Raw genomic sequence first — 25,792 nt, forward strand, 5'->3', positions numbered from 1 at the left:
TCCCTTACCTTATTACCACCTTAGCCAGACTGAGGAAGTAATCCGGATAAATACCAGCTATTACGGATATCACTGCCGTTATTACAAGAGGTATCGCAACAAGCGGTATCTCCCTGACTTCGCCATGTCCGTGGCCATGATCATCATGGCTGTCTTTATGCAGTTCATGGTCCCATTCCTTATGATGAGCGCCCCCCTCTTTTTCAAAAAATGCCTTGTAGGTTATAGGCAGGAAATATGCCGCATTAAGGACTGTACTGACAAGCAGGACAATAAGTATAGGCACCTCATGCGCCTCGATCGAACCCATGGCAAGATACCACTTGCTGATAAACCCTGCCGCCGGAGGCACCCCTATCATGCTTAGCGACGCTATAAAGAATGCAGTCATCGTCCAGGGGAGTTTTCTCCCTATGCCTGAGAGCTGGCTTATCTCTGTCTTGTGCGCCGCGCAATAAATCGAACCGGCACAGAAGAACAGTGTAATTTTTGAAAACGCATGATTGGCAATATGCACAATACCGCCAACCATACTGCTCGGTGTCAGCAATACAGCTCCCAGCACCACATAAGAGAGCTGACTCACAGTTGAGTAGGCAAGCCTTCGCTTAAGATTATCCTGAGTCAGGGCATATACTGAAGATAATATTATCGTGAATGAAACAACATAGGCTGTTGCGATACCAAGATGAAGGTCACGCAGGAGGTCAACTCCAAAGACATGAAAGACCACACGGAGCACGCAGAAGACACCCATCTTGACAACAGCAACTGCATGCAGGAGTGCGCTGACAGGGGTAGGCGCGACCATTGCAGCAGGGAGCCATGCATGAAAAGGCATGATTGCAGCCTTGGCAAAGCCTATAAGGAAGCATATATAGACCACTGTCAGAAGGATCGGCGAGGCATTCACGCCGGCAAGGAGGCCTTTCGGCGCCAAATCAAGGGTGCCGGCAATATAGTATGTCAGTACAACAGCGGCCAGCAGGGCTGTCTTTGATGTTCCAACCAGATATATTATATACTTTTTACTGCCTGCCCATGACTCCGGCGTCTCCTTATGATAAACAAGCGGATAAGTTGCAAGGCTCAGTATCTCATAGAATACAAGGAGAGTGAACAGATTTGCGGCAAATGCCCCTCCCACTGCGGCAAATATGCTTACCGTAAAGCATGCAAAAAACCTTGTCTGCGCATGCTCTTTACTGCTTCGCATGTAGCCGACTGAATATACCGACGCCAGTATCCAGAGGAACGACGCGATCGTGGCAAAGACCATGCCGAGGGCATCCACCCTGAACTTAAAGTCAATGCCAGGCATGACGTTAAACAACGAATACTCAATGGTGTTGCCGGCAAGGATGACCGGCGCCATTGAGATTACTATAAGGAACTTCAGGATGGCCGCCACAAATGAGGTAATATCCCTCTGGTTCGGCATCTTATTGAATCCCAGCACTACAAAAATAGCTATAAAGGAAACGGATAATGCCAGCAGCGGCCTTACTGATTCTATAACTTCCACTTAATCATCCTTTCATTGTCCTGATCTCATCAACATTTAGTGCTGCCTTATTTCTCACAAGCGCTATCAGTATGCCAAGGGCTACAGCAACTTCCGCAGCAGCAACCGTTATTACAAATATGGAGAATACCTGCCCGCGCAGGTCCTGATGATAGTAGGAAAATGCCACAAGGTTGATATTCACAGAATTTAAAATCAACTCAACCGACATCAGGACTATCAGAATATTCCTTCTCAGCAACACGCCTGCAGTCCCTATAATGAAGAGGACTGAACTTAAAATTATGTACCATGACACAGGGACCATGCTACCTTAGCTCCTTTTTTCCCAATACAATGGCTCCCAGCAGCGCCACAAGAAGTATCATTGAAATAATCTCAAACGGGAGAAGGTACTTTGTAAATAATGCGATACCCATCTCCTTAACAGTTCCGTCAAGCCTTCCGGGTGTAGCAACGGTCATATCAGCAAATTTGCTCCTGGATAATATAAACACCATCTCGGCAACAAGTATAACAAGCAGGGCTATTATCCATGAGAACCCGCCGGAAATAAACCTCGTCATGCTTGCCTGGCGAATATCGAGCATCATTATTACAAACAGGAACAGTACCAGGACTGCACCGACATATACGAATACCTGAACCACTGCAAGGAATGGAGAGCGCAGCAGCACAAAAAGCGCAGCCATCTGAAGGAAGCACACCATAAGAGACAGCACACTGTGCACAGGGTTTTTCAACGTCACCACCCCTGCTGCCGAGACTATTGCAATAACCGCAAATATAAAAAAGAAGATCATCTCAGCCATTACCACCACCTCTTTTGTGAGCTCAAATCCGCCTTCACTACAACACCATCTTCATCCCTTTCAAGCCTTGCCCTCGTTATCACACCACCCTCAAAATCAAACGGAACCGGCTGTGGTCCAAGCAGCTCTTCCTTGGAGCGAAGCTGCCGCTGCATCGTCTTGCCTGCAAGTTCATACTGTCTCCCAAGTCTGAGGGCCTCAGTAGGACAGGCATCTTCACACAAACCGCAGAACATGCAGCGCAGGAGATTTATCTCCCATCTTGCGGCAACCCTGTCAGCAATGCCTTTCCCTGTCTTATCCTCCATCGGGACGACTGTAATGCACTGGGTCGGACAGGACTTGGCGCAGAGCTCGCACCCTACACACAACTCCCTGCCTTCCTTATTCCTGTTCAGGGTATGCAGTCCCCTGAATCTGCTGTAAGGCACCCATGTCTCTTCATCCGGGTACCTCATGGTTATAGTCTTTGTGAATGTATAGCCGAATGTAACTGCAAGCCCCTGAATGAGGTCTACAAAAAAGACCTTTTTCAGAAGATCCCTGATGCTGATATTGCACTTTTCGTTTTTGTTCATATGATCACCAGCCCGGTAACAAGGATATTCAATAAAGACAGCGGCAGGAGTATCTTCCAGCCGATTGTCATAAGCTGATCAAACCTGTACCTCGGGAATGTAAACCTTACCCACATAAACAGATATATAAATGCCACTACCTTTAGCACAAACCAGACAATTCCAGGAAGAAATGATGGTCCATCCCATCCTCCGAAGAACAGGATGACGCCAAGCGTAGATATTGTCACCATAGCCACATATTCAGTCAGCATGAAGAAAGCAAATCTCATGGCGCTGTATTCCGCATGATATCCTGCGCCAAGTGTACCCTCATCCTCCGGCATATCAAAGGGAATACGGTTAATCTCCGCCACGCCGGCTATCAGGAAGATAAAGAACCCGACAGGCTGATATATGATATTCCAGTGCCAGCCATACTGACCCTTTACAATGTCAAGAAGGCTGAGGGAATTTGCCATCATCACAACCCCAACAGCGGCAAAACTGAGGGCAAGCTCATAACTGATCATCTGCGCGGATGACCTTAATCCGCCAAGCATTGGATATTTGCTGTTTGATGCCCATCCGCCGAGTATTATCCCGTAAACACTCAGGCCGGCTATGGCGAGCACATACAGAATTCCCACATTCATGTCCGATATGTAAAGTGTGAGTTCTTTATTGATAAACGGGATGGTGACACTCTCGCCAAACGGGACAGTCGCGTAAACGGCAAAGACAGGGACCATGGCAATAATGGGCGCGATCTTGAACAGGAATCTGTCAGCCTTTGCAGGTATGACATCCTCCTTGAACATAAGTTTCAACATGTCTGCAAAGGGCTGAAGCAGACCGTGCGGTCCTGTGCGGAACGGGCCAAGCCTGACCTGAATATGTCCTGCTACCTTTCTTTCCATATAGGTCAGTGGAAGAGGGAGCATGAACAGTATCAGGGAAACTATAACGACCTTGACACAGATCAACAGGACTTCCAGTACATTAACCAGCATCGGATTCATGTTAATTAGTTCAGTCACTTATCTCTTTCTCCCCCACATATAGTTGATCATTTCAAGATACCTTGAGTTCATTCCCCTCACTATGGTATGGATATGAAATACGATGTTCCGCAGGACCTTATATATCAATCTGGGATTATTATCTATCAGTTTTTCGAATTCATCCTTATCAAGGATATATGTCTTCGTATCTGCAATCGCAACTATTGTCGCTGAGCGCGGTTTTTCATCAAGGAACGACATCTCCCCGAAAATATCTCCGTCTTTATGCAGCATAAGTGTCAGCAGATCCCCTTCAGGAGATGTCTTGCAAGCCTTGACCTCGCCTTTTTTTATGATATAGAGGGACTGTCCATTTTCACCTTCTTTAAAGACCGTTTCCCCTGTAGCATAGTCCTTTTGTTTCAATGCCCCGGCCAGGACGCCAAGTTCCTGGTCATTGAGGTCTGACAGAAAACCTATTTCCCGGAGTGACTTTGGATCAATCATTTTCATCTCCTCCATGCCGGTTGCAAAAGCCGGCGCTGCTAAGCCAGAGATACGCTTACCCGAGGTAAACCTTCTCCAATCTTAAAAAACATATTAACACAGACATCTGTAAAATTCTCAGGTATAAACACTACTCCTTTTGCCATACCTTCATTTATCTTTGCAGTCAGATATGCCTCATGCGATTTACTCTTCACCTTTACCTTTACACCCTCTGTTACACCAAGAGACAGGGCATCTTCTGCGTTCAGCTCTGCAATGGCCTCATTCATAATCTCCCTGAGCTTTTCAGCCTTAAGTGAAAGCCTCCCTGAATGGTAGAGGCAATTCCCGGTAATCAGGGTAAACGGGTATTCAGTGTCCGCAGTCCCTGAGGACGGACCTGAAAATTTACCAGTGCTGCCCAGGTGAGAGGATTCACCCCCTGTCAACTGCAGTACCGCCCCGTTACCGTTCAGGCTTTCAAAACTTATGTCACTGTATCCCGCTACAATCCCTTTGATCTCATCGAATATACCAGCGGCTGATCTGACCCCGAAAGACGGCACCAGTGCCTCGCCTATGGAGGAAATTATCTCCCAGTCAGCCTTTACATCACCCTGAGGCTCAAACAGCCTGTGTACCCGCTGAACCCGCCCCTCCTGATTTGTAAATGTGCCGTCTTTTTCTGCGAAGCTTGCTGACGGAAGGACGACATTTGCCATCTTCGCTGTTTCCGTCATGAACATATCCGAAACAATAAGAAACCTGACCTTGCCAAGCGCCTCCCTTGCAGCCCTGCCGTCAGGAAAATCCGAGACCAGATCTTCACCTGCAAGATAAAGCGCCCCGACCTCTCCCTTCAGAGCAGACTGAATAATACCGTCACATCCAAGACCTGTCCCGTCTGCTTTTTTATAACCAGGCAGGAAGGCAGGATGAACACCCATATCCCAGGCCCCTCTCTGGTTGGCCCTGTCAAGGAGCGGGATAAACCTGACATCCCTGCCAAGTCCTTTAAGTGCAGCCCCAAGTCCATTCAGATAGCTTAACTGCGAGCCGGCCCTGAGGACATCTGTACCTGCTGCTATGGATACACTGTTTGAGTTCTTTATCAACTCTGCGGCCCCGGCAATCTCCTTATCCGGAGAACCTTTGCCCTGGCCTGTTATAATGCCGGTAATAGCGCTTATTATTTCACCTTCAGCCCCCGGCCTGCATCTGAATGACATCCTGGCAGAACTATCGAGCCTGACACCACGGGCTGAAACGATGATTATGTTCAGCCTCCTGTATGAAGATATCCGGCGGATTATGTAATCTGTTACAGGATTTTCCTCTGAGATGCCCGAACCTATAATAATGAGGGTGTCTGCCTTTAAGGCATCGTACAGAGAAACACCACCGTTATTTAATCCAGTGACACCTATGAATTCTCTGGCTGACTCACTGCTCCACCTGCTGCCTGTATCAAGGTTGCCGGATTTAAAGGCCACCCTGATGAGCTTCTGGAACAGATAAAGCTCTTCATTTGTCAGCCTGGCTGAGGCAACGCCACCCATCTTTTCACCCATTTTCAGAGACTGAGCAAGGCCTTGTTTTATAACATCCATAGCTTCACCCCAAGTAGCAGGCTCAAGTTTTCCATCAACCCTTACAAACGGAGTAACAAGCCTCTCGTGGCTGTTAATGAACGAATAACCATATCTGCCGCGCACACAAAGTGTCTCATTGTTGATGCCTGTGTCAGGCTTTGAAATAACCCTTAAAACCTCGCCTTTCCTTGCCTGTACCGTCAACTGGCAGCCTGTACCGCAATAAGTGCAGACAGTATCCGCACCGGTAAGGTCCCATGGCCGCGACTTGTATCTGAATGTCCTGCTCATCAGTGAACCGACAGGACATACCTCAATACAGTTGCCGCAGTGATCACAATCAAGGTATTCTTTGACAAAACTTGTCTCCTGGGTCCCTGCACCGCGTCCTATTGAGCCGATCACATTGGCGCCGACGACCTCGGCACAAATGCGTACACACCTCTTGCACTGGATACACCTGTTGATATTCTGGACTATTACAGGACTTAAGATGTAATCCTCTTCATGGAATCTGCGTTTTCTGTCACTGAAAGGACTCTGCCTCGGACCAAACCTGAAAGTCACATCCTGGAGTTCGCACTCACCACCCTTGTCACATACAGGGCAGTCAAGCGGATGATTCGCGAGCAGCAGCTCTATCATGGAAGATCTGGCAGACGTTACCACAGGCGACTCTGTCAGGACCTCCATATTATGCATTACAGGTGTCACACAGGATGGCTGAAGTTTCTTTTGTCCCACTATCTCGACAAGACATACCCTGCACGAGGCAAGCTTGCTGAGTCTCGCGTGATAACACATGGTAGGGATCTCAAATCCTGCGCTGCGTGCAGCATCAATTATCAGCGTCCCGTCGTCTACAGTTATCTCTTTGCCGTTTATCTTAACGGTTGCCATTAACCATACACCTCTTGTTCTTTATATGATACTCAAACTCTTCCGTGAAGTTGTTAAATGCGCCTCTTAGCGCCATAACAGCGCCGTCACCCAGCGGACAGAATGTCCTTCCGAAAATATCCACGCACAATTTCTTCAGCAACTCCATGTCACCCTCTTTACCCTGACCATGTTCGATACGCCGCATGACCTTTACAATCCAGTCAAGGCCTTCCCGGCACGGGGTGCACTTTCCGCATGATTCATGATGAAAAAATTCATGAGTGATAAGGGCAGCCTTTACTATGCACATGCTGTCATCAATAACGACAACGGCGCCGCTTCCAAGCATCGTACCCTTTGCCGCAAGGGAATCAAAATCCATTGGCGTATCAAGATCCTTTTCCGTAAGCATTGGAGCTGATACACCGCCTGGTATCACGGCCTTTAATTTCTTCCCCGGCCTGATGCCTCCCGCATGTGTAAATATAATCTCTCTGAGAGGCGTCCCCATTGGAAGCTCATACAATCCCGGCTTATTCACGCTCCCGCTGATCCCGAACAGTTTCGGCCCCGGGCTCTTTGCCGGACCTATAGAAGCAAACCACGCCGCACCCCTGTTGACGATATGAGGTATGCATGCGAGCGTCTCCACATTGTTTATCACAGTAGGCTTTCCAAAAAGCCCGACATGCGCTGGAAACGGCGGCTTGATACGCGGCAGTGCCCTCCGCCCTTCGATAGACTCAAGCAGTGCAGTCTCCTCGCCGCAGATGTAAGCCCCAGCCCCCCTGTGCACGTAGATATCATGACTGAACTTCGTTCCCAGAATATTCTTCCCAAGGTAGTTCTTCTGATAAGCCTCTTTAATGGCATCCTCGAGCCTGTCTGCACCAAGGCTAAACTCTCCGCGGATATAGATATATGATGTATCAGCCCCGATAGCGTATGAGGCGATAACCATACCTTCTATCAACTGGTGGGGGTCATATTCTATGATTGCCCTGTCTTTGAATGTACCAGGCTCCCCTTCATCAGCATTACAGCAGAGGTATTTCTGCAGAGTCGGGTCCTTGGGGATAAAGCTCCACTTAAGCCCGGTGGAGAAACCTGCACCGCCGCGCCCCCTTAACCCCGAATCCTTCACCATCTGGATAAGCGAGTCCGGCGTCATCTCAAGCGCCTTCTTCAGGGCCTGATAACCGCCGCTGCTCATGTAAGAGGTAAGCTTATATGAATCCGGCATATTTATATTTTTTAAAAGTACTGGTTCAAACATAATCTACCGTAAACCGTTCAGTATATCCTCAACCTTTGCATCATTAAGGTTTTCATAATACTTGTCATTTATTTGCATCATAGGCGCTGTGCCGCATGAACCAAGACACTCAACTGTCGAGAGGGTAAACTTCTTATCCGGTGTCGTCTCTTTGACCTTAATACCAAGCTTTCTTGAAATAACGTCCACTATATGTTCACCATCCAGAATAGAGCATGAAATATTGGTACAGACCTGTACATGATACTTGCCGACAGGCTTCTTATTGTACATCGTATAGAATGTCGAAACCTCGAAGACAAGGACCGGCTGCACGCCAAGTATCTTTGCGATTTCCCTCATACCCTCTTCAGTAATATAGCCATATTCCCGCTGGACAACATAGAGGCAGGGCATGATACACGAACGCGCCGTTGCATATCTCTTTCTTATCTCTTTTATCTCGTTTGCCGCTGCTTCTGAAAGCATCCCTGTTTCCTCACTTGTCAACTTCACCAAATACCGGGTCAAGGCTTGAAATTACCGAAACAACATCAGCAAAGTATGCGCCCCTTGACATCGGGTCTATACTCTGCAGATTCACGAAGGATGGGGCCCTGATCTTGACCCTGAAGGGTTTTTCAGTCCCATCGCTCTTTATATAAAAACCAAGTTCTCCCTTCGGCGCCTCTATAGAGCAATAGACCTCGCCGACCGGGGTCTTGTATCCGTGTGATATGATTTTGAAATGGTGGATGAGGGCCTCCATGTTGTTATACACGTCCTTCCTTGGCGGTGAAACGATATCAGGCGCATTGGCATTGACCGACCCGTCAGGTAACTGCTGCAGCGCCTGGGATATTATCCGGGCCGCCTGCCTCATCTCCTCCACCCTGCACATATACCTGTCAAAGCAGTCGCCATTGGTGCCTACCGGTACGTCAAAATCAAACCTGTCATAAACCAGATAAGGCTCATCCTTACGTATATCCCACTTGACCCCTGACCCCCTGAGAGAAGGGCCTGTGAGCCCGAGGTCTGTCGCATCCTTTGCAGACAATACGCCTATACCCTTAGTTCTCTGAAGCCATATCCTGTTGCCGGTCAGGAGTGTCTCATATTCATCCACCCGCTTCGGAAATATTTTAATAAACTCAGTGCATTTCTCTACAAAGCCCGCCGGAAGGTCTCCCCGCACTCCGCCGACCTTCATATAGTTGTAAGTCAGCCTGGCGCCGCAAAGCATCTCGAACAGATCAAGTATCATCTCCCTTTCACGGAATGCATACAGGACCATAGTCATTGCGCCGAGGTCCAGTCCCCAGGCGCCAATCGCAAGGAGATGACTTGATATGCGTGATAACTCAGAGGTGATTACCCGTATGTATTTGCCCCTCTCTGGTATCTCAAGGCCAAGCAGTTTTTCCACTGCCATTACATAGCCAAGGTTGTTGGTCATACTGCTGAGATAGTCAAGCCTGTCAGTGTAAGGCACAAACTGGCCATAGAGGAGATTTTCCGCAATCTTTTCCATCCCCCTGTGCAGATACCCTATATCAGGGTCCGCCTTGACTATCTTCTCACCCTGCAGATGGAGGACAAGGTGCATAACACCATGGGTAGAAGGGTGCTGAGGCCCCATGTTAAGGGTCATCTCACGGGTTATCAAGTCCATATTATTTGTTGTAATGTCTAAAGTTTCCGCCATAATGTTCCCATTCATCTACTCACTACTCATTGCCCATTGCTCATTGCTTCTTCTCCACTCCGCACGGATTATACTGATCCTTATATCCAACAAGCGGATAGTCTCTTCTAAGCGGATGTCCCTCCCAGTCCGGGGCCATATAAATCCGTCTAAGGTCAGGATGTCCTGTAAATACAATCCCTACAAGGTCATAAGCCTCCCTCTCCGCAAAGTTGGCACTCTTCCAGACTGATGTTACGCTCGGGACGCTCTCACCCTCTTTGACCCTCACTTTAAGCCTTATACGATGTTTGTGTGGTATGGAATAGAGCTGATAGACGACCTCAAAATAAGAATTGAGGGGACGGCAATCCGTGCCTATAATGTCTGACAGAAAATTAAACTGAAAATCCAGGTCATACTTGAGGGAATTGCATACATCCGCAATATCTTTAGTCGCAATCACATGGGTTATCTCACCACGAAATACTGCAGTCTCAATGATTGATTTACCGAACCTGCTCCTGATCTTTTGAACAAGTACCGGATGTTCTGAAAGAACTTCTTCTTGTTTTAGCTCATTCACGTCCATCACATTCAGCTCTTAAACTTTTCAAGCACAGACGGCATCTCCCGCCGTATCTTCTCCTGTAATTGCAGGAACCCGTATAAAAGGGCCTCCGGCCTTGGTGGACATCCCGGTATATAAATATCTACAGGGACTACAAGGTCTGAACCCTGAACAACACTGTAGGTATTAAACGGTCCGCCTGCTGAGGCGCAACCACCCATCGCAATAACCCATTTTGGATCAGGCATCTGATCATAAAGCCTCTTGACCGCCGGGGCCATCTTCTTGGTCATGGTCCCCGCGATTATCATAACATCCGACTGCCTCGGAGTCGGCCTGAAAACGATACCGAAACGGTCGGTATCATAGCGCGAACATCCTGCTGCAATCATCTCAATGGCACAGCAGGCCAGACCGAACGTCATTGGCCAGAGGGCAGACCTGCGGCCCCAGTTCACAACATTATCCAGAGTGGTAAATAATACATTCTCGTTTATTGCCATTCCAGTGCGCCTTTCTTCCATGCATAAATAAATCCGACCGCAAGTATGGCTATGAAAACAAACATCTCGACAAAGGCAATCCCTCCTATGCTCCTGAGGACAACTGCCCAGGGAAAGAGGAATAATGTCTCAACATCAAATACGATGAACAGGATTGCCACGATAAAAAAATGGATTCTGAAATGTCCCGTTGATGCGCTGCCGATAGGCTCCATACCGCACTCCCAGGGCAATAGTTTTCCCTTAAAAGGATTACTGGGACTTACAATTGAATTGACGAAAAGGACGGTAACCGCAAGGGCAGTAACAAAGCCCACGATTATCAAAACCGGAAGATAGGTCATCAGCATTTTTTGCTTCCCCCCAGTGGTAAGAAAACACCTTAATAGAACTTATACGTTTTGTCAAGGGGGGAAAAGCATGAAAATTTTGTTTGCTGCGCTTTGTTATTCATACCTCAATGCGTCAATCGGATTCAGGAGCGAGGCCTTGTAAGCCGGGTAGAATCCGAAAAAAATACCCACCATAGCTGAGAAACCAAAGGCGAGGAGTATGGACAGGGGAGATATGGTGACAGGCCATCCAGCCAGCATGGAGAGGACTTCCGAACTGACGACTCCGGCAATGATTCCCGCGATGCCACCGATGACGGAAAGGGTCAGGGCCTCCACGATGAACTGAAGCCGGATGTCCCAGGTCCTGGCGCCTACGGCCATCCGGATGCCGATCTCCCGGGTCCTCTCGGTGACAGAGACCAGCATGATGTTCATTATCCCGATCCCGCCCACGATCAGCGAGACCGAGGCAATGGCGCCCAGCAGCAGGGTCATGACCCGCGTGGATTGTTCCGCTGCCTGCATAAACTGGGTGAGGTTTCTGACGCTAAAATCATCCTCTACCCCCGGCCCGATGCGGTGTCTCTGCCTCAGGAGCCGGGTGATCTGTTCCCCGGCTGCGTCGAGATCTTCCGTGCCCGTTGCCTTTACCGAAATCATACGTACCATTCCCGGAAATGCAGTACCAAAAAGCTTTTTCTGGGCGGTCGTCAGGGGGACAAAGATCGTGTCGTCCTGATCCTGCCCTCCGGAGGTCTGACCCTTGGCGGATAGGACCCCAATAACGGTGAAGGGGATCTTCCTGATCCGGATTATCTGGCCCACAGGGTCGAGATCGCCAAACAGATTCTCTATCACTGTTTTCCCCAGCAGGGCCACTTTCGCGGAGCTCTTGATATCCTGATCCGTAAAAGGCCTGCCGGAGGCAAGGGACCAGTCCCGCACGGTCAGGATGCCAGGCGTGGTCCCGGTGATGCCGGTTGACCAGTTCTGGTGGCCGTAGACCACCTGCGCAACACCGCTTAAAACCGGCGCCACGTCGGATACTGCCGGGCATTCTCTCTTGATTGCCTCCGCGTCGCCGGCTGTGAGGGTGGATTGCGTTCCCGAGCCCATTCGGACCCCGCCTGCAGTGGTGGCGCCTGGAAGAACGATCAGGAGATTGCTCCCCATGCTTGAAATCTGCTGCGCAATCTGCGTGCTTGCCCCGGTGCCGACGGCAAGCATGGCGATCACGGCGCCGACGCCTATTACCATCCCGAGCATAGTCAGTGCGGAGCGCATCTTGTTCACCCTTAAAGCCCTGAAGGATATTCTGAATGTCGAGGGAAAATTAATCATGTCTTTCCACCGGTTCGTCACTGACTATGCGGCCGTCGAGAAACCTGATGATTCGTCTGCTGTATGAGGCAATGTCCGGTTCATGCGTTATGAGGATAATGGTGATGTTTGATTCCATGTTGAGTCTGGTAAAAAGCTCCATCAACTCGGCACTTGCCTTTGTGTCAAGGTTGCCTGTCGGCTCATCAGCGAGGATGACGGGCGCAGCATTGACGAGCGCCCTCGCGACGGCGACTCTCTGCTGCTGTCCGCCGGAAAGCTGATTGGGATGGTGATTCTCCCTCTCCTCCAGCCCCACGCTCCTGAGCGCCGCCATAGCCCGCTCCCTCCTGTCACTTGTCGCGAGACCGTCGTAGAGCATAGGGAGTTCAACGTTCTCGATGGCCGATGTCCTTGAAAGGAGGTTGAACCCCTGGAAAATAAAGCCGATCTTTTTCTTCCGTATATCCGCCAGCTCGTCTCTCTGAAGGCGGCTCACGTCAATCCCATCCAGGAGATACCGGCCGCTTGTCGGCTGGTCGAGACATCCCAGTATGTGCATGAAGGTCGATTTACCGGAACCGGAGGGCCCCATAATAGCAACAAATTCCCCCTTCTCTATGCTCAGGGAGACCTTGTCGAGCGCGTTGACAGCGAAGTCCCCCATCCGGTAATTCTTACTGATCTCTGTGGTTTCTATCATCATCGCGCTATCCCTGTTTTTCTTCCCATTGCTACGTTCAGAAGAACCTCGGGCCACGGGGCGCGGAGGTCTGATTCTTTGTTTTGGTCAGGGATTCTGTGATCACCTCCTGACCTTCCGTTAACGAACCTGAAATCAGTTCGGTATGAATTCCGTCGTTGATTCCGGTAGATACCGGGATTCGTTTCAGTTTTCCCTGTTCGGTCACCCATACCCCGGGCCCCTTCTGAGGCGTGGCCGCTTTGTTGTTATCTGCAGGCTTGAATCTAAGGGCGGCATTCGGTATCTTTAAGACACCCTCCTTCTCATCCGTAATGATCTGCACGTTGGCGGTCATCCCGGGCTTGAGTTTAAGATCAGGATTTTCCATCTTAATAACTACATCGTAGGTCACCACATTCTGTACTGTGATCGGTGCATTTCTGACCTGCAAGACCCTGCCATGAAACGGGGTGTCAGGGTATGCGTCCACTGTAAATTCCACATCCTGTCCCATACTGATCTTGCCGATATCCGCTTCATCCACATTCGTGTCAATCTGCATCTTCGTCAGATCCTGGGCGATGGTGAACAGTGTCGGGGTTTGAAAACTTGCAGCCACAGTCTGGCCAACGTCCACGCTCCGTGAGACCACGATGCCATCCACCGGCGAGAGGATCCGGGTATATCTGAGATTGGTCTCTGCATTCTTCAGTGCCGCCCCGGTCTGTGCGATCTGAGCCTTCGCCACTGTGACCTGGGCCTTTGCCGTCTCGTAATTAGTCTCCGCTGTATCCAGTTCGCTCCTTGCCACAAGGTTTCTCGTAAAGAGCTCATTATTCCTGTCCGCTGTCCTCTTTGCATCGAGGAGCGCTGCTTCGGCCTTCTCCATGTTTGCCTGCGAAGACAGGAGGTTCGCCCTTGCCTGTTCCACCTGGGCATCAAACAGGGCGGGATCTATCTGTGCAATGATCTGCCCCTTCTTTACGGGCGAGTTGAAGTCCACATATATCTGGTTTATCGTTCCGGATACCTGCGTTCCCACGAGGACCGTGGTGACAGCATTGACCGTGCCGGTAGCGGTCACGGTTTCCCTGATATAGCCCTTCCCGACCTTCTCTGTCCTGTACCCTGCCTCCCCTTCATTGTTCCTCAGGAACAGGAACAGAAGACCTGCGGAAATGAGCAGTATAATCATGCCGATCACTGTCTTTTTCATCTTGCCCCCATAGCCTTTTCAAGGCTTGCCTGTGCGATCCTGTAATCATAGAGCGCCTGGATGTATGCGGTCTTTGCGCTGCTCAGCGCTACCTCTGCGTCGGTCACCTCGATCGGACTTCCGACGCCTGCCGTATATCTTCCGTTAGCAATGTCAAGGTTTTCTTCCGCCTGTTTTACTACGAGTTCCGATGCAGGGATCCTCTCCTCCGCCTCTGTAAGGTTCAGATACGCCTGCTGCACCTCAAGTAGGATCGTCTGTCTCAGCAACTCTTCATTGGCCGACAAAACGTTCAGTGTGGCCCCTGATTCTTCCACCTGATACCGGGTCAGGAAGCCGCTGAACAACGGCAGTGAGAGGGTTGCCCCGATATTCCAGCCGTGATCGAGCGGAAAGCCCTCTCCCTCCCAGTTGTAAGAGGCGCTGCCGCTCAGTTCCGGATAATAGCCTGTCTTTGCGAGTCGGACAGAGGCCTCTGCCGCTTGCTTTCTCGCGTTGGCAGACCTGAGGTCAGGTCTGCTTTCATAGGCCCTCTTCGTGGCATCTTCGAGGGTTATATTATACCTCTGAAAGGAAAGGCTGTCTTCAATGGTGTATTCAGGCGCCGCAGGAATACCCATGGCGTTGCTGAGGTTCACCATGGCGGTCCTCAGGGCGTTCTCAGACCTTATCAGGCCAAGTCTTGCGTTGCTCAGATCCACCTCGGCCCTGGTCACGTCGAACTTCGGTTTGGAGCCAGCCTCATAAAATCCCCTCGCCTGCTCCAGGTGCTGCGCGAACTGCCTGACTGTTTCAGCCGCGACCTCCCTGTTTCGCTGCGCCTGCAGCACACCGTAGTAGGCCTGCCTGACGTTGAAGATGATCTGATCCGAAACATCCTGAAGGTCGGAACCTGCCGACTCAAGATTCCGTTTCTGAACGCTGACCTGGGCCGGCGTCTTTCCAAAATCATAGATATTCTGGCTCAGGGTGATACTGCTGGAATACTGGTCGGAGGAGCCGGGGGAGATCCTGCGATAACCCGCCATCCAGTTCACCTGGGGATAGTATTTTGCCTCAGCCTGACCAACCCTGCTTTCACTGACTGAGAGCGTATTCGCCGATGCAACAACACTGGGGTGTTTTGCCAGGGCGATCTCGATGCATCTCTCCAGCGTGAGCTGTTCCCCCTGTTTGACCAAATCTTCTGCCAGGCCAAGAGAGGGGATGGCCATAATGAAGATGAGGGCTGAAAGGGTTAGTTTGTTCATGTCCGGTCTCCTGTTTTTACTGTGTCAACCTAATCTGATTTTTTAAGTCCTTAGTTTTTTCCTGAGTTTTTTCTCTACACTGTCTATTTTACTGTCAATCCTGCCAGTCTTTCCCTTCCTGTAATCTATCTTGATGGTGGTTGTGATACGGTCACAGTCCTTCCTCATCCGGTCAAGACACCGTCTCACCACATCAAATACCTCATCCCACTCCCCTTCAATCACCGTCCCCATAGGATTCATCCTGTAGTCAAGGCCGCTCTTATCAATAATATCCAGAGACCTTGCCACATATTTGCTCACACTCTCCCCCCTGGCAAGCGGGGTCATACTGAATTCAATCAAGATTACCGGCATGGCGCACCTCCTGAATTTTGTTACATTGACACCATATACTTTATCATTGCATCCCGAAAGGGTCACTAAAGCAGATACTTCACTGCAAGGAACCCTGCAATAAGCAGCGCAAAAAAAGCAAGAGCGAGCCAGTCGAAGTATTTGTCTATCTTCTCCTTCATGACAGGACCAAAGTAATAGAGGAGTCCGGCAACCATGAAAAAGCGGGAGGAACGGCCTATGACAGACGCAATAACCAGTGTCAGAAAACTAATTTTTGTAACACCTGCCGCTATGGTAATTACCTTGTAAGGGATCGGGGTAAAAGCCGCTGTAAGGATTGTAAGGAAGGCATTGTCATTGTACGCCTGGACTACCTTGTCAAAGACCGTCTGACTGAATATATGGCCGATGAATATCGTATCCACCATTTCCCATATTCCCCAGCCTATTGCATAGCCTGCCATACCCCCAAGCACAGAACCCGCTGAGCAGACAATGGCATACCACATGGCGCGGGCCGGAACAGCAATAACCATTGCTATGAGCAGTACATCCGGCGGTACAGGGAAGAAGGAAGATTCTGCAAATGCTATCAGAAAGAGGGCAGCAACTGCATGCGGCGTTGCTGACCAGTGAATAACCCATTTGTAGAGTCGGCGTATCAGTTTCATTTGAATTGCCCTGTATTTCTCCTATATAATCATTTCATGAAAAAACATATTATACACCCTTTATGGGTACTTGTAATCCTTGCATCCGCTGCCATTGCCGGTGAAATAACAGTGCGGGTACTTGCCTTTCCCGGCGGCTTTCATATACTTGCTGATATCCTGCTCCTTGTCTGGGGAATCATGATGTTGTTTGGCGGCATATTCTCCATCCTGAGTTATTTTTTTGAAACGAAATGGAAGGCCTTTAATGGTCTCATATGGACTTACAAAAATATAATGCCGATAGGCGGTAAAGTCAATGCAATAGTAATCGGAATTATCGCTATTGCGATTGGAATTGTCTCAATACTCAAGGCCTTTTCATCGGGCTATTTAATTTCGGCCTTTTTCCTCTCTGCTATAAGCCGCGACAGCCTGTCAATCTCGTCCGGGCTTGTCCTATACAGTATATCCACAAAGGAAGAAGCGGCTGAGCCTGCGGATATGTCAAGGATACCCTGTAACACCTCTTCCGAGACCTGCCTTACAAATTCCTCTCTGGAAATGGAAGGGGCATAGATAAATACCCCTCCCCTCTTTTTCCTCTTAATGAGTCCTTTCTTTAACAACCTGTCCATAACAGTTAGTACGGTGGTAAAGGCAAGCACCCTTTGCTTTTCAATCTCTTCCAGTACCTCACGCCCTGTTATCTCTTCCCTGTTCCATAACACATCCATAACCTGCTTTTCGAGATCACCCAGTACGCGGCCAAGACCCGCTTTGTGCGGCTTAAACGAGGATGTAAGGCGTTTAATCATAAACTATCTTTTACCATTATTTTCATTCTACGTCAAGTAGAATGCATGACTTCCGGCATTATCAGGGCCTTGTCCTTACACACGCTGATGCATGGGAAGTCAGAACACATTTTGCAGGGAGTAATCTCAGGGATTATTATTGGAGTGCCAATACCATATTCCACATCAGAATCTATACCTCTTACGGCATAATGGGGACATACCCTTATGCACTCATTGCATCTCGTGCAGCGGGAGAGGAATAACTCCTCCTCAACTGCTCCGGGCGGTCTTTGATACTTCCTCTTCCTGGCAGGCCTGTTTTCTGCGTCAATGGCAAACTCTGCAAATCTTTTCGTGAGCTCGGCAAATGCAGTCCGGAAAAAACCGCGCCTGCCTGTCATTTCTTCATCCAATAATACCCTCCCCCTGCCGCTGCCCTGCAAACTAAGAGTGATCAACCGGTCCCACGAACAACTGCACCCTGACAGACTCGCCCTGCAGTACCTTCTCCTTGTCAGGAGGCAGTACAATGAAACTGTTTGCCTGAGACATGGATATCAGAATTCCGCTGCCCTGGTCTCCGGTGGATCTGACATAATATTTGCCGTCCGTATAACGGGTTACAGCCCTTACATAGTTGGTGCGTCCTGCACGGCTGCGGAACTCTCCCTCGCAAACAGCATCAACAACCGGCCTTGACAAAGACCTGTGACCGCTCATCTTCAGTATGGCCGGTCGTGCAAACACCTCAAATGTCACCATAGTAGATACCGGATTGCCAGGAAGGCCGAATATCGGTTTGTCACCTACAAGACCAAAGGCAATAGGATGGCCCGGCCTGATGCCTACAGTCCAGAATTTCATATCAATGCCGTATTCCTTTAAGATATCCTTTACAAAATCATACATCCCTACAGACACTCCGCCTGAGACAAGGAGCATATCTCCTCCAAGACCCTCGCCTATCTTCTCTCTGAGACTTTCCTTATTGTCACGGGCAATGCCAAGCAGATGCGGAACACCGCCTGCCTCAATCACCTGAGCAGCTACAGTATAGCCATTACTGTTAGGGATCCTGTTCTCTGTTATATCCTCGTCAAGGTCAGCGAGCTCATCACCTGTGGCAAGAACCATGACCCTGGGCCTTCTGTAAACTGATACAACAGGCTTGCCGACCATTGCCAATACCCCAATGTGTGCTGCGTTGAGGATACTCCCCCTGCTCAGGACTACATCACCCTTTTTAATATTCTCACCCTTGTGCCTTACATTCTCTCCCATGTACCCTGCATGGAAGATATTAACGACGTCACCATCTCCCTTTGTATCCTCGACACGCACTACAGTATCAGAGCCGTCAGGCACAGGCGCTCCTGTCATAATCCGTATCGCCTCTCCCTTTTTTACAGGCTTGTCAGGCATGATACCGGCACGGACATCACCGACAATGCGGAGCCGTACTGCATCCTCTTTTGACGCATTTTTAATATCATCCCAGCGAACCGCAAAACCGTCCATGGCCGAATTATCCCACGGCGGATGGAACAGGCCGCTTGTCACGTCTTCAGCAAGCACCCTGCCATGCGCATCCTGAATTGAAATCCTCTCCGTACCAAGCACCTTTGTGCTTTCCAAAACAGTTTTCAAAGCCTCCTCTACTGAACGCATGTTATTATTCCTCCTTTTTACCTGAAATCCGGTCAGCCAGTGCCCAGTCCTCCTGGGTATTCATATTAAAAAGAGAAATGACACCGGAATCGCCCTCTTTCATCTGCGCTGCCTGCACTTTCTTCACGCTTAATCCCTCCACCTCATTAATAAATTTAGTTACATTATAATGCCCGTTATCAAGCCATTCACGAATATACGGAGAGCACCTCCTGCTGTATGCTGCGTGAAGCGGATGAAGCCTTCCGCCTTCCTCCGGGACAACTATATCATAACGTACAGGCTCGTCTAAGACAACTCTGACCGCTGAAGCCATGATAAAAGGCAGGTCGCAGGAGGCGACGAATATCCTGTCAGATTTGGCATAAGACAGCCCTGTATATATGCCCCCGAGAGGGCCGCAATCCGGTATTATGTCAGCCACTTCCCTGTACCCTGACCCAGCGTGCCGTCCTGTCGTATTAGTGACTACAAGTATCTCGTCAAACATAGTCCCGAAGATGTCAAGGATCCTCCTGATCACCTGCACGCCGCCTACGGATAGAAGCGCCTTATCCTGTCCCATGCGGCTGCTCCTGCCGCCTGTCAGGATTACACCGGTCATTTTACAGGCTTTCCGCAGTCCGACTCATCTCCGTGCAACTTTTCAACAACATGCGGGATCGTAGTCAGTATTACCCCGAGACTCTCTGCGACCCCTTTAGGACTGCCCGGCAGATTGACAATCATCGTGCTTCCCCTTGTCCCTACAAGTCCGCGGGAGATTGCCGCCCTCAGGGTCTTTTTACACCCTTCCGCCCTCATCAGTTCCGCCAACCCGGGAATCTCTTTTTCCATTACATTTTTTGTAGCTTCCGGTGTAATATCCCTTGGGCTTACCCCTGTCCCCCCGGTCGTCACAATTAGGTCCGCCTTAAGCTTGTCTGCAAAATAGCGTAACTTGTCTTCGATAATGTCCTGCTCATCAGGAATAATGTCATGCACTATAACATCGCCGTCAATATCCTTTACCATCTGGCAGATCAATTTCCCGCTCTCATCAATTCGCTCCCCCCTTGAACCCTTGTCACTCATCGTTAATACTGCAACCTTTATCATTTATATCCCTCCTTTTCCAGAAAAGCAGCTTCAATGAAATCCGTTATGCCTTCGGCGTCATTAATATCAAATACAGGGATGCCAGGGTCAGGCCTGCTGTCAGAAGCCACGGCTATGATTGACGGATCGCTGAGACACCTTAAATCATGACCGCCATTCCTGTTCACTTCTATCTTGGGGTATGAATCTTTTTTAAAACCCTCGACGATCAGGATATCCGCCTTTTCTGCAAACCTGTTCAAAACATCCTCAATGGTTATCTCACTTCTGCTGTCTGACACAACGGAATATTGTGAAGGAGATGCAAGGACGACCGTCCTTGCCCCTGCGGCCTTATGGCGCCAGCTGTCCTTTCCTTCTGAATCCGCACTGAAATTCTTATGTGTATGCTTGACCGTCGCAATATCATATCCCCTTTTTGCGAGCAGTCTTATGACCTTTTCAATCAGCGTAGTCTTGCCGCTGTTGGAAGAACCTACAAAGCATACAACCGGCGTTGATGATTTTGTCTTTCCTGTCATAGACGAGCCATATCGTTATGCTATTTAGCATAACGCAGGATTATAAAAAAATTCCACTTCTTTTTTCTCAGAACACCTTCAAGGTACGACGTCATCTCCTCATACCTGCTTAAAAACTCCTTTGCCTCCATAGAAAGCATTGTCCCGCCGCCATTGCAGCCGCCTGTCTGCGTAGATATCAATTTTACACCCAGACGTTCTTCCATTGCATGCAGATAACTCCATGCCCTTCTGTATGGTATCCCTGCCGCCCTCGCAGCCTGATTAATGGAACCATACTTGTCTATACCTTTTAAAAGCTGAAAGCGTCCCTCGCCAAAGAACGGCTTGCCCCCAATCTCAAGCCATAATTTTGCACGAACAGTTATAAGGTGGCCTGTCATACGGCTTATATTTTTATCAAGTCCTTTTTTCTTCATCAGTCCTGCATTCTGATTCCTTATTCAGGTCCGCAACATCGCGCGTTATGCTCTCAGTAATATCAGCTTTGGCGCGCTGAAAGCTTCTGAATGCCCTGCCCAACTCTTTGCCAACCCTGGGCAATTCCCTGGGACCTATAACAAGAAAAGCTATCACGAGTATCAAAATAAGCTCAGATGTCCCGATGCCAAACATAACTTACCTGGGATCCTTTTCGCCCTCTTTCTTCATCTCTTCCACTTTTGGCGCCTCTGCAAGTCCCTTTTTGAAACCATTGATAGCCTTGCCAAGGCCTTCGCCAACCTGGGGAAGTTTTCCCACACCGAAGATGATAAGGATAATAGCGAGGATAACGAGTAATTCTGAAAATCCAAGACCAAACATATCAGTCTCCTTTATTTAATGCTAATTATGTAAAATATGTATGTATTCTATACTTGTAAATACTGAGCGTCAAGAAATTTATCTGGAATTGAGACCATAGGGACTGTAAGGGCAGGGCCGGTGGCAGCGACTATTTTTTTTAAATAGTCGCTGCCCTCATTTTAACCAGGTACATTCAGGCTGATCTCCTCTCTTCCTCAAGCTTTCGCCTCTCTTCATCATAGGCCTTCTTTGCCGCCTGAATAGCCGCCAGAATCTCACGCTTCTTGTCTTCGGCTAGCTGAGTGCCGCCGTGAATGAGCTCTTCTGTCTTACTGCTGATCTGATGCATGAGATGAGACATCTTCTCTTCTATCGCATCCTTACCTTCCCTGACACGTTCTGCTCCACGGGCAGCGAGCCTCCTGATATCCTCCCTTGTTTCACGCCCTGCTTTTGGGGCGTACAACAGGGCGATACCGGCACCGATAAGACCTCCCACCAGTAAAAATACCAGGTTTTCACCCCTTCCATGTTCACAAGCCATGATCATCACCCCCATTTCTTTTAAAAAACGCCTTTGTACCTGCCCTGATAGCCTTCAGAATGATACCCAGGGTCTGAACAGGCCCTAATAAAATCTCTATTGCGTCGTTGACCCTCCTTGTCCCGTCTTTTGCAGTTTCAACAACCCCCTTTACATCGTTTAGAATATCCTTTACCTCATACAGGATCGGTCTTATGTCGGTCTCCATGCGTAACAGGAACTCCTCCCATCGCCTTATGGACTCTTCTACCCGTATACTGAGGGTATACACGCGGACCGTAATCACTACAATACATACTGCGATTACCCCTACAGATATCTCAATAATCATAAATGATTTCACTCATCCCTATAGTCTATAACTTACCCTCATGATAGGGTAAAGTCAATCAGAATAATCCTGTTTGATCATGATTTTTCCTCGTCAACCATTTTTTGTGATAAATTACTAAAAATAAGGAGACAGGGGCATGGGAAAAAGCAGGCTTTTGATTACCTGTGCAAAGGGAATAACCCCATTTTTGAGGGAGGAACTCCTTCTTCTGGGATTCCCGGTAATCTCTGAAACTGTCGCAGGCATTGAGACAGAAGGGACTATGGACGATACCTTTCGTCTGAACCTCCTGCTCCGCACAGGGCATCGCGTACTCTTTCTTATCAGAAAATTCCGTGCAGGAGACGCTGATGATCTGTATCGTGCAGTGTCTGATATCGCGTGGGAGGAGTATATCGCCGGCGATGGATATCTCTGTGTGACATCCAGTGTGGATAATCCGACTGTCAGGACATCACTCTTTGCCAATGTAACGTGCAAGGATGCGATTGTGGACAGGATCAGGGATAAGTGCGGACAGCGTCCTGATTCCGGACCCAAAAAAGACCGGGTTGTGGTCAACCTGTACTGGAAGGATGAGGACTGCTCCATTTATCTGGATACCTCCGGCGAACCCCTCTCCAGACGCAGCTACAGAAAGATCCCCATGCATGCGCCCATGCAGGAGACCCTTGCGGCAGCAATTATCATGGCTACAGGCTGGAACGGGAGCAGCCACTTCGTTAACCCCATGTGCGGCAGCGGCACCCTTGCCATAGAGGCTGCCCTTGCAGGCCTGAACGTGGCTCCGGGGATATTACGGGATAATTTCGGATTCATGCATCTGAAGGGCTTTAACAAATCCCTTTGGATGAGGCTGCGCACAGAGTCTGTAAAATCCGCCAGGAACACCATCAATTTCAGGATTATTGCCACTGACATAAACAGGGATGCAGTTGCGGCTGCCAGGCAGAACGCCGCCCTGGCCGGTGTTGAAAAACATATCGAATTTGCCGTATGTAATTATTCTGAAACGCCAATTCCCGGCGGTAACGGTGTCGTTATCCTTAATCCTGAATATGGAGAAAGAATGGGACAGGCCAAAGAGCTTGAGAGTGTATACAAGGGTATCGGCGATTTCCTTAAACAGAGGTGCAAAGGCTATACAGGATATATATTTACAGGAAATCCGGACCTGGCAAAAAAGGTGGGATTAAGGACAAACAGAAAGGTCCCCTTTTTTAACGGAGCTATAGAATGCAGGCTGCTTGAGTATGAATTGTACGATGGAAGCAGAAAAAAATAATTTCTTAGTCTTCCTTGACTAACTGTATTAATGTATGCTAATATAAAAACAGAATTTTGGAAGTTTTTGATTTTTTTAAGGCCACAAAGACTTTTCGACTTTGTGGCTTTTTTATTTGTTAAGACCTTCTGAGATTTGAGTTCAAAGAAAAGGAGGTAATAGTAAATGGCTAAAGGAACAGTAAAGTGGTTCAATGATTCAAAAGGCTTTGGTTTTATCACAAGCGAAGACGGTAGTGATGTATTTGTTCATCATACTTCCATCCAGGGCGAAGGCTTTAAGAGCCTTGCCGAGGGTGACTCAGTTCAATTTGATACTGAAGCGGGACCGAAAGGCCCCAAGGCAATCAATGTAACAAAGATGTAATTGAATCATAATAGCCCCCCCTTGCTTCTGCATGCGGGGGGCTTTTTTTTCATGTCATTAGAACGGTTTACGTTCCATACAAATCACTCTGCCGGGAACAGAGGTTCCCCGCTTGCCTCATACCAGCGCAGAATCCCGTCCCAGATTTCCTGAGCCGTTTCAGCGTACCAGAACAATTCCCGGTCCTCCGGGTCAATGACACCCTCATCAACAAGAAAGTCCGCATTGAATGCCTGCCTCCAGTATGCCTCACCCACCAGGATGATGGGAAGCGGTCTTATGGTGCGTGTCTGCACCAGCGTCAGGGTTTCGAACAACTCGTCAAATGTCCCATAACCTCCGGGAAAGGCAACCAGGGCCCTGGCACGCAGGAGAAAATGGAGCTTACGCAGGGCGAAGTAGTGGAAACTGAAGCAGAGTTCGGGCGTAATATATGGGTTCGGATACTGCTCATGGGGCAGGTTGATATTCAATCCTACAGATTTGGCCCCCAGGTCATACGCACCGCGGTTTGCAGCTTCCATTATACCCGGGCCGCCTCCTGTCACGACAACTATGCGGCTGTCCCCTGAATTTTGCCTGTAGCTCGTTACCAACCGGCTGAACTCACGTGCAATTTCGTAGTAGAAGCTCTTTGCCAGGATACGTTCCCCTATCTCAAGCCTGCTTTGCAGCACTTTATCGGATGGGGCCCCGGCAAGGGACCGGCGCAGCAAATCTACCTTGCGCTGAGCAGCAGAAGTCTCTGAAATACGGGTACTGCCGAAGACAACGATGGTCTGTCCGATGCCATGCTGTTTAAGAAATAATTCAGGTTTAAGATAATCCAACTGAAGACGCACTCCGCGGGTGTCATCCCGGCTTAGAAAATCAACATCATGGTCGGCCTCCCTGTAGCTCGGGCTTGCCAGTATGGCCTTGATGCGCAGCAGCGCCTCAGGGTCTTCATCAGCGGACTTGGGCTTCTGCCATGGCAGCGGCTCCTGACGCTCCTGCGGGTGAGCCGGGGCGGGAATTCTTATATCTTTTCCTGAAGGCGGCCTTCTGTTATTTTTCATACGATTATCCGCACTCCATCAGTTTATTCGTTTCCTCAATAAACTGAAGCAGTTCCCGTTTGCCCTTGTTTGCGGTGGAGGATGTCTGAAACTGCTTCGGGAGTTCTTCCCATGTTTCCAGCATGACCCTGTTATAACTGCTGATGTTTTTCATTAACTGCCCTGACGTGAGTTTATCTGTTTTCGTAAATACCATGACAAAAGGAATTTCATTGCCTGCAAGCCACTCCATAAACTGCAGATCCATTTCCTGCGGTCCAAGCCTCGAATCTATCAGTACGAAGAGACAGAGCAGATTCTCTCTTTTTAATATATACTCCGTTAAGAATATATTCCATTCTTCCTTTTTACTTTTTGACACACTTGCATAACCATAGCCCGGCAAATCAACGAGATACCAGGGGGCTTCTGTTTCATTGATAATAAAATGATTTATCAACTGGGTCTTGCCAGGCTTATCCGAAGCCCTCGCAAGTCCCTTTTGTCCGGTAAGGTAATTTATCAGCGATGACTTGCCTACGTTCGATCTCCCGATGAAGGCAAACTCAGGAATACCCGCTTCCGGACATTTTCTATAATCGGTGCTGCTCATTACAAAAGTGGCGCTCTTGATTATCATAATAGTTTTAAGATACAAAGTATACGCTATTCAGCCACCAT

Annotated in this window: 34 protein-coding genes; 2 read left to right on the forward strand and 32 right to left on the reverse strand. The window is 48.9% G+C overall.

Annotated features, from left to right (window positions below; translation table 11 throughout):
- Window positions 1-4: 4 nt before the first annotated feature.
- The 30 genes from IT393_08395 to IT393_08540 all read right to left on the reverse strand — a co-directional run bounded on the left by IT393_08395 (window position 5) and on the right by IT393_08540 (window position 22,420).
- The gene (locus IT393_08395) at window positions 5-1,525 is read right to left on the reverse strand and encodes a monovalent cation/H+ antiporter subunit D family protein (GenBank protein MCC7202658.1); all 1,521 of its coding nucleotides are present in this window, start codon (window positions 1,523-1,525) and stop codon (window positions 5-7) included.
- Window positions 1,526-1,529: 4 nt separating this feature from the next.
- The gene (gene nuoK, locus IT393_08400; protein MCC7202659.1) at window positions 1,530-1,832 is read right to left on the reverse strand and encodes an NADH-quinone oxidoreductase subunit NuoK; all 303 of its coding nucleotides are present in this window, start codon (window positions 1,830-1,832) and stop codon (window positions 1,530-1,532) included.
- 1 nt (window position 1,833) lies between these two features.
- Window positions 1,834-2,328 carry an NADH-quinone oxidoreductase subunit J gene (locus IT393_08405; protein MCC7202660.1) on the reverse strand — a complete coding sequence of 165 codons (495 nt, stop codon included), beginning with the start codon at window positions 2,326-2,328 and terminating at the stop codon, window positions 1,834-1,836.
- An 8-nt stretch (window positions 2,329-2,336) separates the two neighbouring features.
- The gene (locus IT393_08410; GenBank protein MCC7202661.1) at window positions 2,337-2,915 is read right to left on the reverse strand and encodes an NADH-quinone oxidoreductase subunit I; all 579 of its coding nucleotides are present in this window, start codon (window positions 2,913-2,915) and stop codon (window positions 2,337-2,339) included.
- A complete protein-coding gene (nuoH, locus tag IT393_08415) occupies window positions 2,912-3,904 on the reverse strand; it encodes an NADH-quinone oxidoreductase subunit NuoH (GenBank protein ID MCC7202662.1) in 993 nt (330 codons plus the stop codon). Before nuoH ends, IT393_08410 begins: the two co-directional genes overlap by 4 nt.
- A gap of 30 nt (window positions 3,905-3,934) precedes the next feature.
- Complete coding sequence (locus tag IT393_08420) at window positions 3,935-4,405, reverse strand: cyclic nucleotide-binding domain-containing protein (GenBank protein MCC7202663.1); 471 nt, start codon at window positions 4,403-4,405, stop codon at window positions 3,935-3,937.
- Between the two features lie 38 nt (window positions 4,406-4,443).
- Window positions 4,444-6,879, reverse strand: a complete 2,436-nt coding sequence (gene nuoG / locus IT393_08425; protein MCC7202664.1) for an NADH-quinone oxidoreductase subunit NuoG — start codon at window positions 6,877-6,879, stop codon at window positions 4,444-4,446.
- Window positions 6,866-8,137, reverse strand: a complete 1,272-nt coding sequence (gene nuoF, locus IT393_08430) for an NADH-quinone oxidoreductase subunit NuoF (protein ID MCC7202665.1) — start codon at window positions 8,135-8,137, stop codon at window positions 6,866-6,868. The genes nuoG and nuoF overlap by 14 nt, the downstream gene beginning before the upstream one ends.
- A gap of 3 nt (window positions 8,138-8,140) precedes the next feature.
- Entirely contained in the window at window positions 8,141-8,605 is a 465-nt protein-coding gene (gene nuoE / locus IT393_08435; GenBank protein MCC7202666.1) for an NADH-quinone oxidoreductase subunit NuoE, read from the reverse strand.
- A 10-nt stretch (window positions 8,606-8,615) separates the two neighbouring features.
- On the reverse strand, window positions 8,616-9,791 hold the full coding sequence (gene nuoD, locus IT393_08440; GenBank protein MCC7202667.1) for an NADH dehydrogenase (quinone) subunit D: 1,176 nt from the start codon (window positions 9,789-9,791) through the stop codon (window positions 8,616-8,618).
- Window positions 9,792-9,864: 73 nt separating this feature from the next.
- Complete coding sequence (locus tag IT393_08445; GenBank protein MCC7202668.1) at window positions 9,865-10,395, reverse strand: NADH-quinone oxidoreductase subunit C; 531 nt, start codon at window positions 10,393-10,395, stop codon at window positions 9,865-9,867.
- Window positions 10,396-10,400: 5 nt separating this feature from the next.
- On the reverse strand, window positions 10,401-10,898 hold the full coding sequence (locus IT393_08450; protein ID MCC7202669.1) for an NADH-quinone oxidoreductase subunit B: 498 nt from the start codon (window positions 10,896-10,898) through the stop codon (window positions 10,401-10,403).
- Complete coding sequence (ndhC, locus tag IT393_08455; protein ID MCC7202670.1) at window positions 10,868-11,221, reverse strand: NADH-quinone oxidoreductase subunit A; 354 nt, start codon at window positions 11,219-11,221, stop codon at window positions 10,868-10,870. Before ndhC ends, IT393_08450 begins: the two co-directional genes overlap by 31 nt.
- 102 nt (window positions 11,222-11,323) lie before the next feature.
- The gene (locus IT393_08460) at window positions 11,324-12,553 is read right to left on the reverse strand and encodes an ABC transporter permease (protein ID MCC7202671.1); all 1,230 of its coding nucleotides are present in this window, start codon (window positions 12,551-12,553) and stop codon (window positions 11,324-11,326) included.
- On the reverse strand, window positions 12,546-13,235 hold the full coding sequence (locus IT393_08465; protein ID MCC7202672.1) for an ABC transporter ATP-binding protein: 690 nt from the start codon (window positions 13,233-13,235) through the stop codon (window positions 12,546-12,548). Before IT393_08465 ends, IT393_08460 begins: the two co-directional genes overlap by 8 nt.
- 37 nt (window positions 13,236-13,272) lie before the next feature.
- The gene (locus IT393_08470) at window positions 13,273-14,433 is read right to left on the reverse strand and encodes an efflux RND transporter periplasmic adaptor subunit (protein ID MCC7202673.1); all 1,161 of its coding nucleotides are present in this window, start codon (window positions 14,431-14,433) and stop codon (window positions 13,273-13,275) included.
- Complete coding sequence (locus tag IT393_08475) at window positions 14,430-15,683, reverse strand: TolC family protein (GenBank protein ID MCC7202674.1); 1,254 nt, start codon at window positions 15,681-15,683, stop codon at window positions 14,430-14,432. Before IT393_08475 ends, IT393_08470 begins: the two co-directional genes overlap by 4 nt.
- Before the next feature lie 42 nt (window positions 15,684-15,725).
- Window positions 15,726-16,040 carry an MTH1187 family thiamine-binding protein gene (locus IT393_08480; GenBank protein ID MCC7202675.1) on the reverse strand — a complete coding sequence of 105 codons (315 nt, stop codon included), beginning with the start codon at window positions 16,038-16,040 and terminating at the stop codon, window positions 15,726-15,728.
- A gap of 65 nt (window positions 16,041-16,105) precedes the next feature.
- The gene (locus IT393_08485) at window positions 16,106-16,693 is read right to left on the reverse strand and encodes a DedA family protein (protein ID MCC7202676.1); all 588 of its coding nucleotides are present in this window, start codon (window positions 16,691-16,693) and stop codon (window positions 16,106-16,108) included.
- 368 nt (window positions 16,694-17,061) lie between these two features.
- Window positions 17,062-17,490 carry a BlaI/MecI/CopY family transcriptional regulator gene (locus tag IT393_08490; protein MCC7202677.1) on the reverse strand — a complete coding sequence of 143 codons (429 nt, stop codon included), beginning with the start codon at window positions 17,488-17,490 and terminating at the stop codon, window positions 17,062-17,064.
- A 32-nt stretch (window positions 17,491-17,522) separates the two neighbouring features.
- A complete protein-coding gene (locus tag IT393_08495) occupies window positions 17,523-17,885 on the reverse strand; it encodes a 4Fe-4S binding protein (GenBank protein MCC7202678.1) in 363 nt (120 codons plus the stop codon).
- 31 nt (window positions 17,886-17,916) lie between these two features.
- Window positions 17,917-19,140 (reverse strand): molybdopterin molybdotransferase MoeA, encoded by a 1,224-nt coding sequence (locus tag IT393_08500; GenBank protein ID MCC7202679.1) that lies wholly within the window; start codon window positions 19,138-19,140, stop codon window positions 17,917-17,919.
- A gap of 4 nt (window positions 19,141-19,144) precedes the next feature.
- Window positions 19,145-19,744 (reverse strand): molybdenum cofactor guanylyltransferase, encoded by a 600-nt coding sequence (locus IT393_08505; protein ID MCC7202680.1) that lies wholly within the window; start codon window positions 19,742-19,744, stop codon window positions 19,145-19,147.
- Window positions 19,741-20,238, reverse strand: coding sequence for a MogA/MoaB family molybdenum cofactor biosynthesis protein (locus IT393_08510; protein MCC7202681.1), 498 nt, complete (start codon window positions 20,236-20,238; stop codon window positions 19,741-19,743). Before IT393_08510 ends, IT393_08505 begins: the two co-directional genes overlap by 4 nt.
- Window positions 20,235-20,759, reverse strand: a complete 525-nt coding sequence (gene mobB / locus IT393_08515) for a molybdopterin-guanine dinucleotide biosynthesis protein B (GenBank protein MCC7202682.1) — start codon at window positions 20,757-20,759, stop codon at window positions 20,235-20,237. The genes IT393_08510 and mobB overlap by 4 nt, the downstream gene beginning before the upstream one ends.
- A 20-nt stretch (window positions 20,760-20,779) precedes the next feature.
- The gene (locus IT393_08520; GenBank protein ID MCC7202683.1) at window positions 20,780-21,142 is read right to left on the reverse strand and encodes a winged helix-turn-helix domain-containing protein; all 363 of its coding nucleotides are present in this window, start codon (window positions 21,140-21,142) and stop codon (window positions 20,780-20,782) included.
- A gap of 16 nt (window positions 21,143-21,158) precedes the next feature.
- Entirely contained in the window at window positions 21,159-21,374 is a 216-nt protein-coding gene (locus IT393_08525; GenBank protein ID MCC7202684.1) for a twin-arginine translocase TatA/TatE family subunit, read from the reverse strand.
- 3 nt (window positions 21,375-21,377) lie between these two features.
- Window positions 21,378-21,563 (reverse strand): twin-arginine translocase TatA/TatE family subunit, encoded by a 186-nt coding sequence (tatA, locus tag IT393_08530; GenBank protein MCC7202685.1) that lies wholly within the window; start codon window positions 21,561-21,563, stop codon window positions 21,378-21,380.
- A 175-nt stretch (window positions 21,564-21,738) separates the two neighbouring features.
- Window positions 21,739-22,089, reverse strand: a complete 351-nt coding sequence (locus tag IT393_08535; protein ID MCC7202686.1) for a YtxH domain-containing protein — start codon at window positions 22,087-22,089, stop codon at window positions 21,739-21,741.
- Window positions 22,079-22,420, reverse strand: coding sequence for a hypothetical protein (locus tag IT393_08540; GenBank protein MCC7202687.1), 342 nt, complete (start codon window positions 22,418-22,420; stop codon window positions 22,079-22,081). Before IT393_08540 ends, IT393_08535 begins: the two co-directional genes overlap by 11 nt.
- A 139-nt stretch (window positions 22,421-22,559) precedes the next feature.
- Between IT393_08540 and IT393_08545 the strand changes: the two genes are divergently transcribed.
- Both IT393_08545 and IT393_08550 read left to right on the forward strand, forming a co-directional pair.
- Entirely contained in the window at window positions 22,560-23,708 is a 1,149-nt protein-coding gene (locus IT393_08545) for a class I SAM-dependent RNA methyltransferase (GenBank protein ID MCC7202688.1), read from the forward strand.
- 165 nt (window positions 23,709-23,873) lie between these two features.
- Complete coding sequence (locus tag IT393_08550) at window positions 23,874-24,074, forward strand: cold shock domain-containing protein (protein ID MCC7202689.1); 201 nt, start codon at window positions 23,874-23,876, stop codon at window positions 24,072-24,074.
- An 83-nt stretch (window positions 24,075-24,157) separates the two neighbouring features.
- On the opposite strand, the gene IT393_08555 is transcribed toward IT393_08550, so the two are convergent.
- Window positions 24,158-25,132, reverse strand: a complete 975-nt coding sequence (locus IT393_08555) for a TIGR00730 family Rossman fold protein (protein ID MCC7202690.1) — start codon at window positions 25,130-25,132, stop codon at window positions 24,158-24,160.
- 4 nt (window positions 25,133-25,136) lie between these two features.
- Window positions 25,137-25,751: a YihA family ribosome biogenesis GTP-binding protein gene (locus tag IT393_08560; GenBank protein ID MCC7202691.1), complete on the reverse strand. Its 615-nt coding sequence runs from the start codon at window positions 25,749-25,751 to the stop codon at window positions 25,137-25,139.
- Between the last annotated feature and the right edge of the window lie 41 nt (window positions 25,752-25,792).

The sequence above is a fragment of the Nitrospirota bacterium genome, from assembly GCA_020851375.1.
Classification (GTDB): domain Bacteria; phylum Nitrospirota; class 9FT-COMBO-42-15; order HDB-SIOI813; family HDB-SIOI813; genus RBG-16-43-11.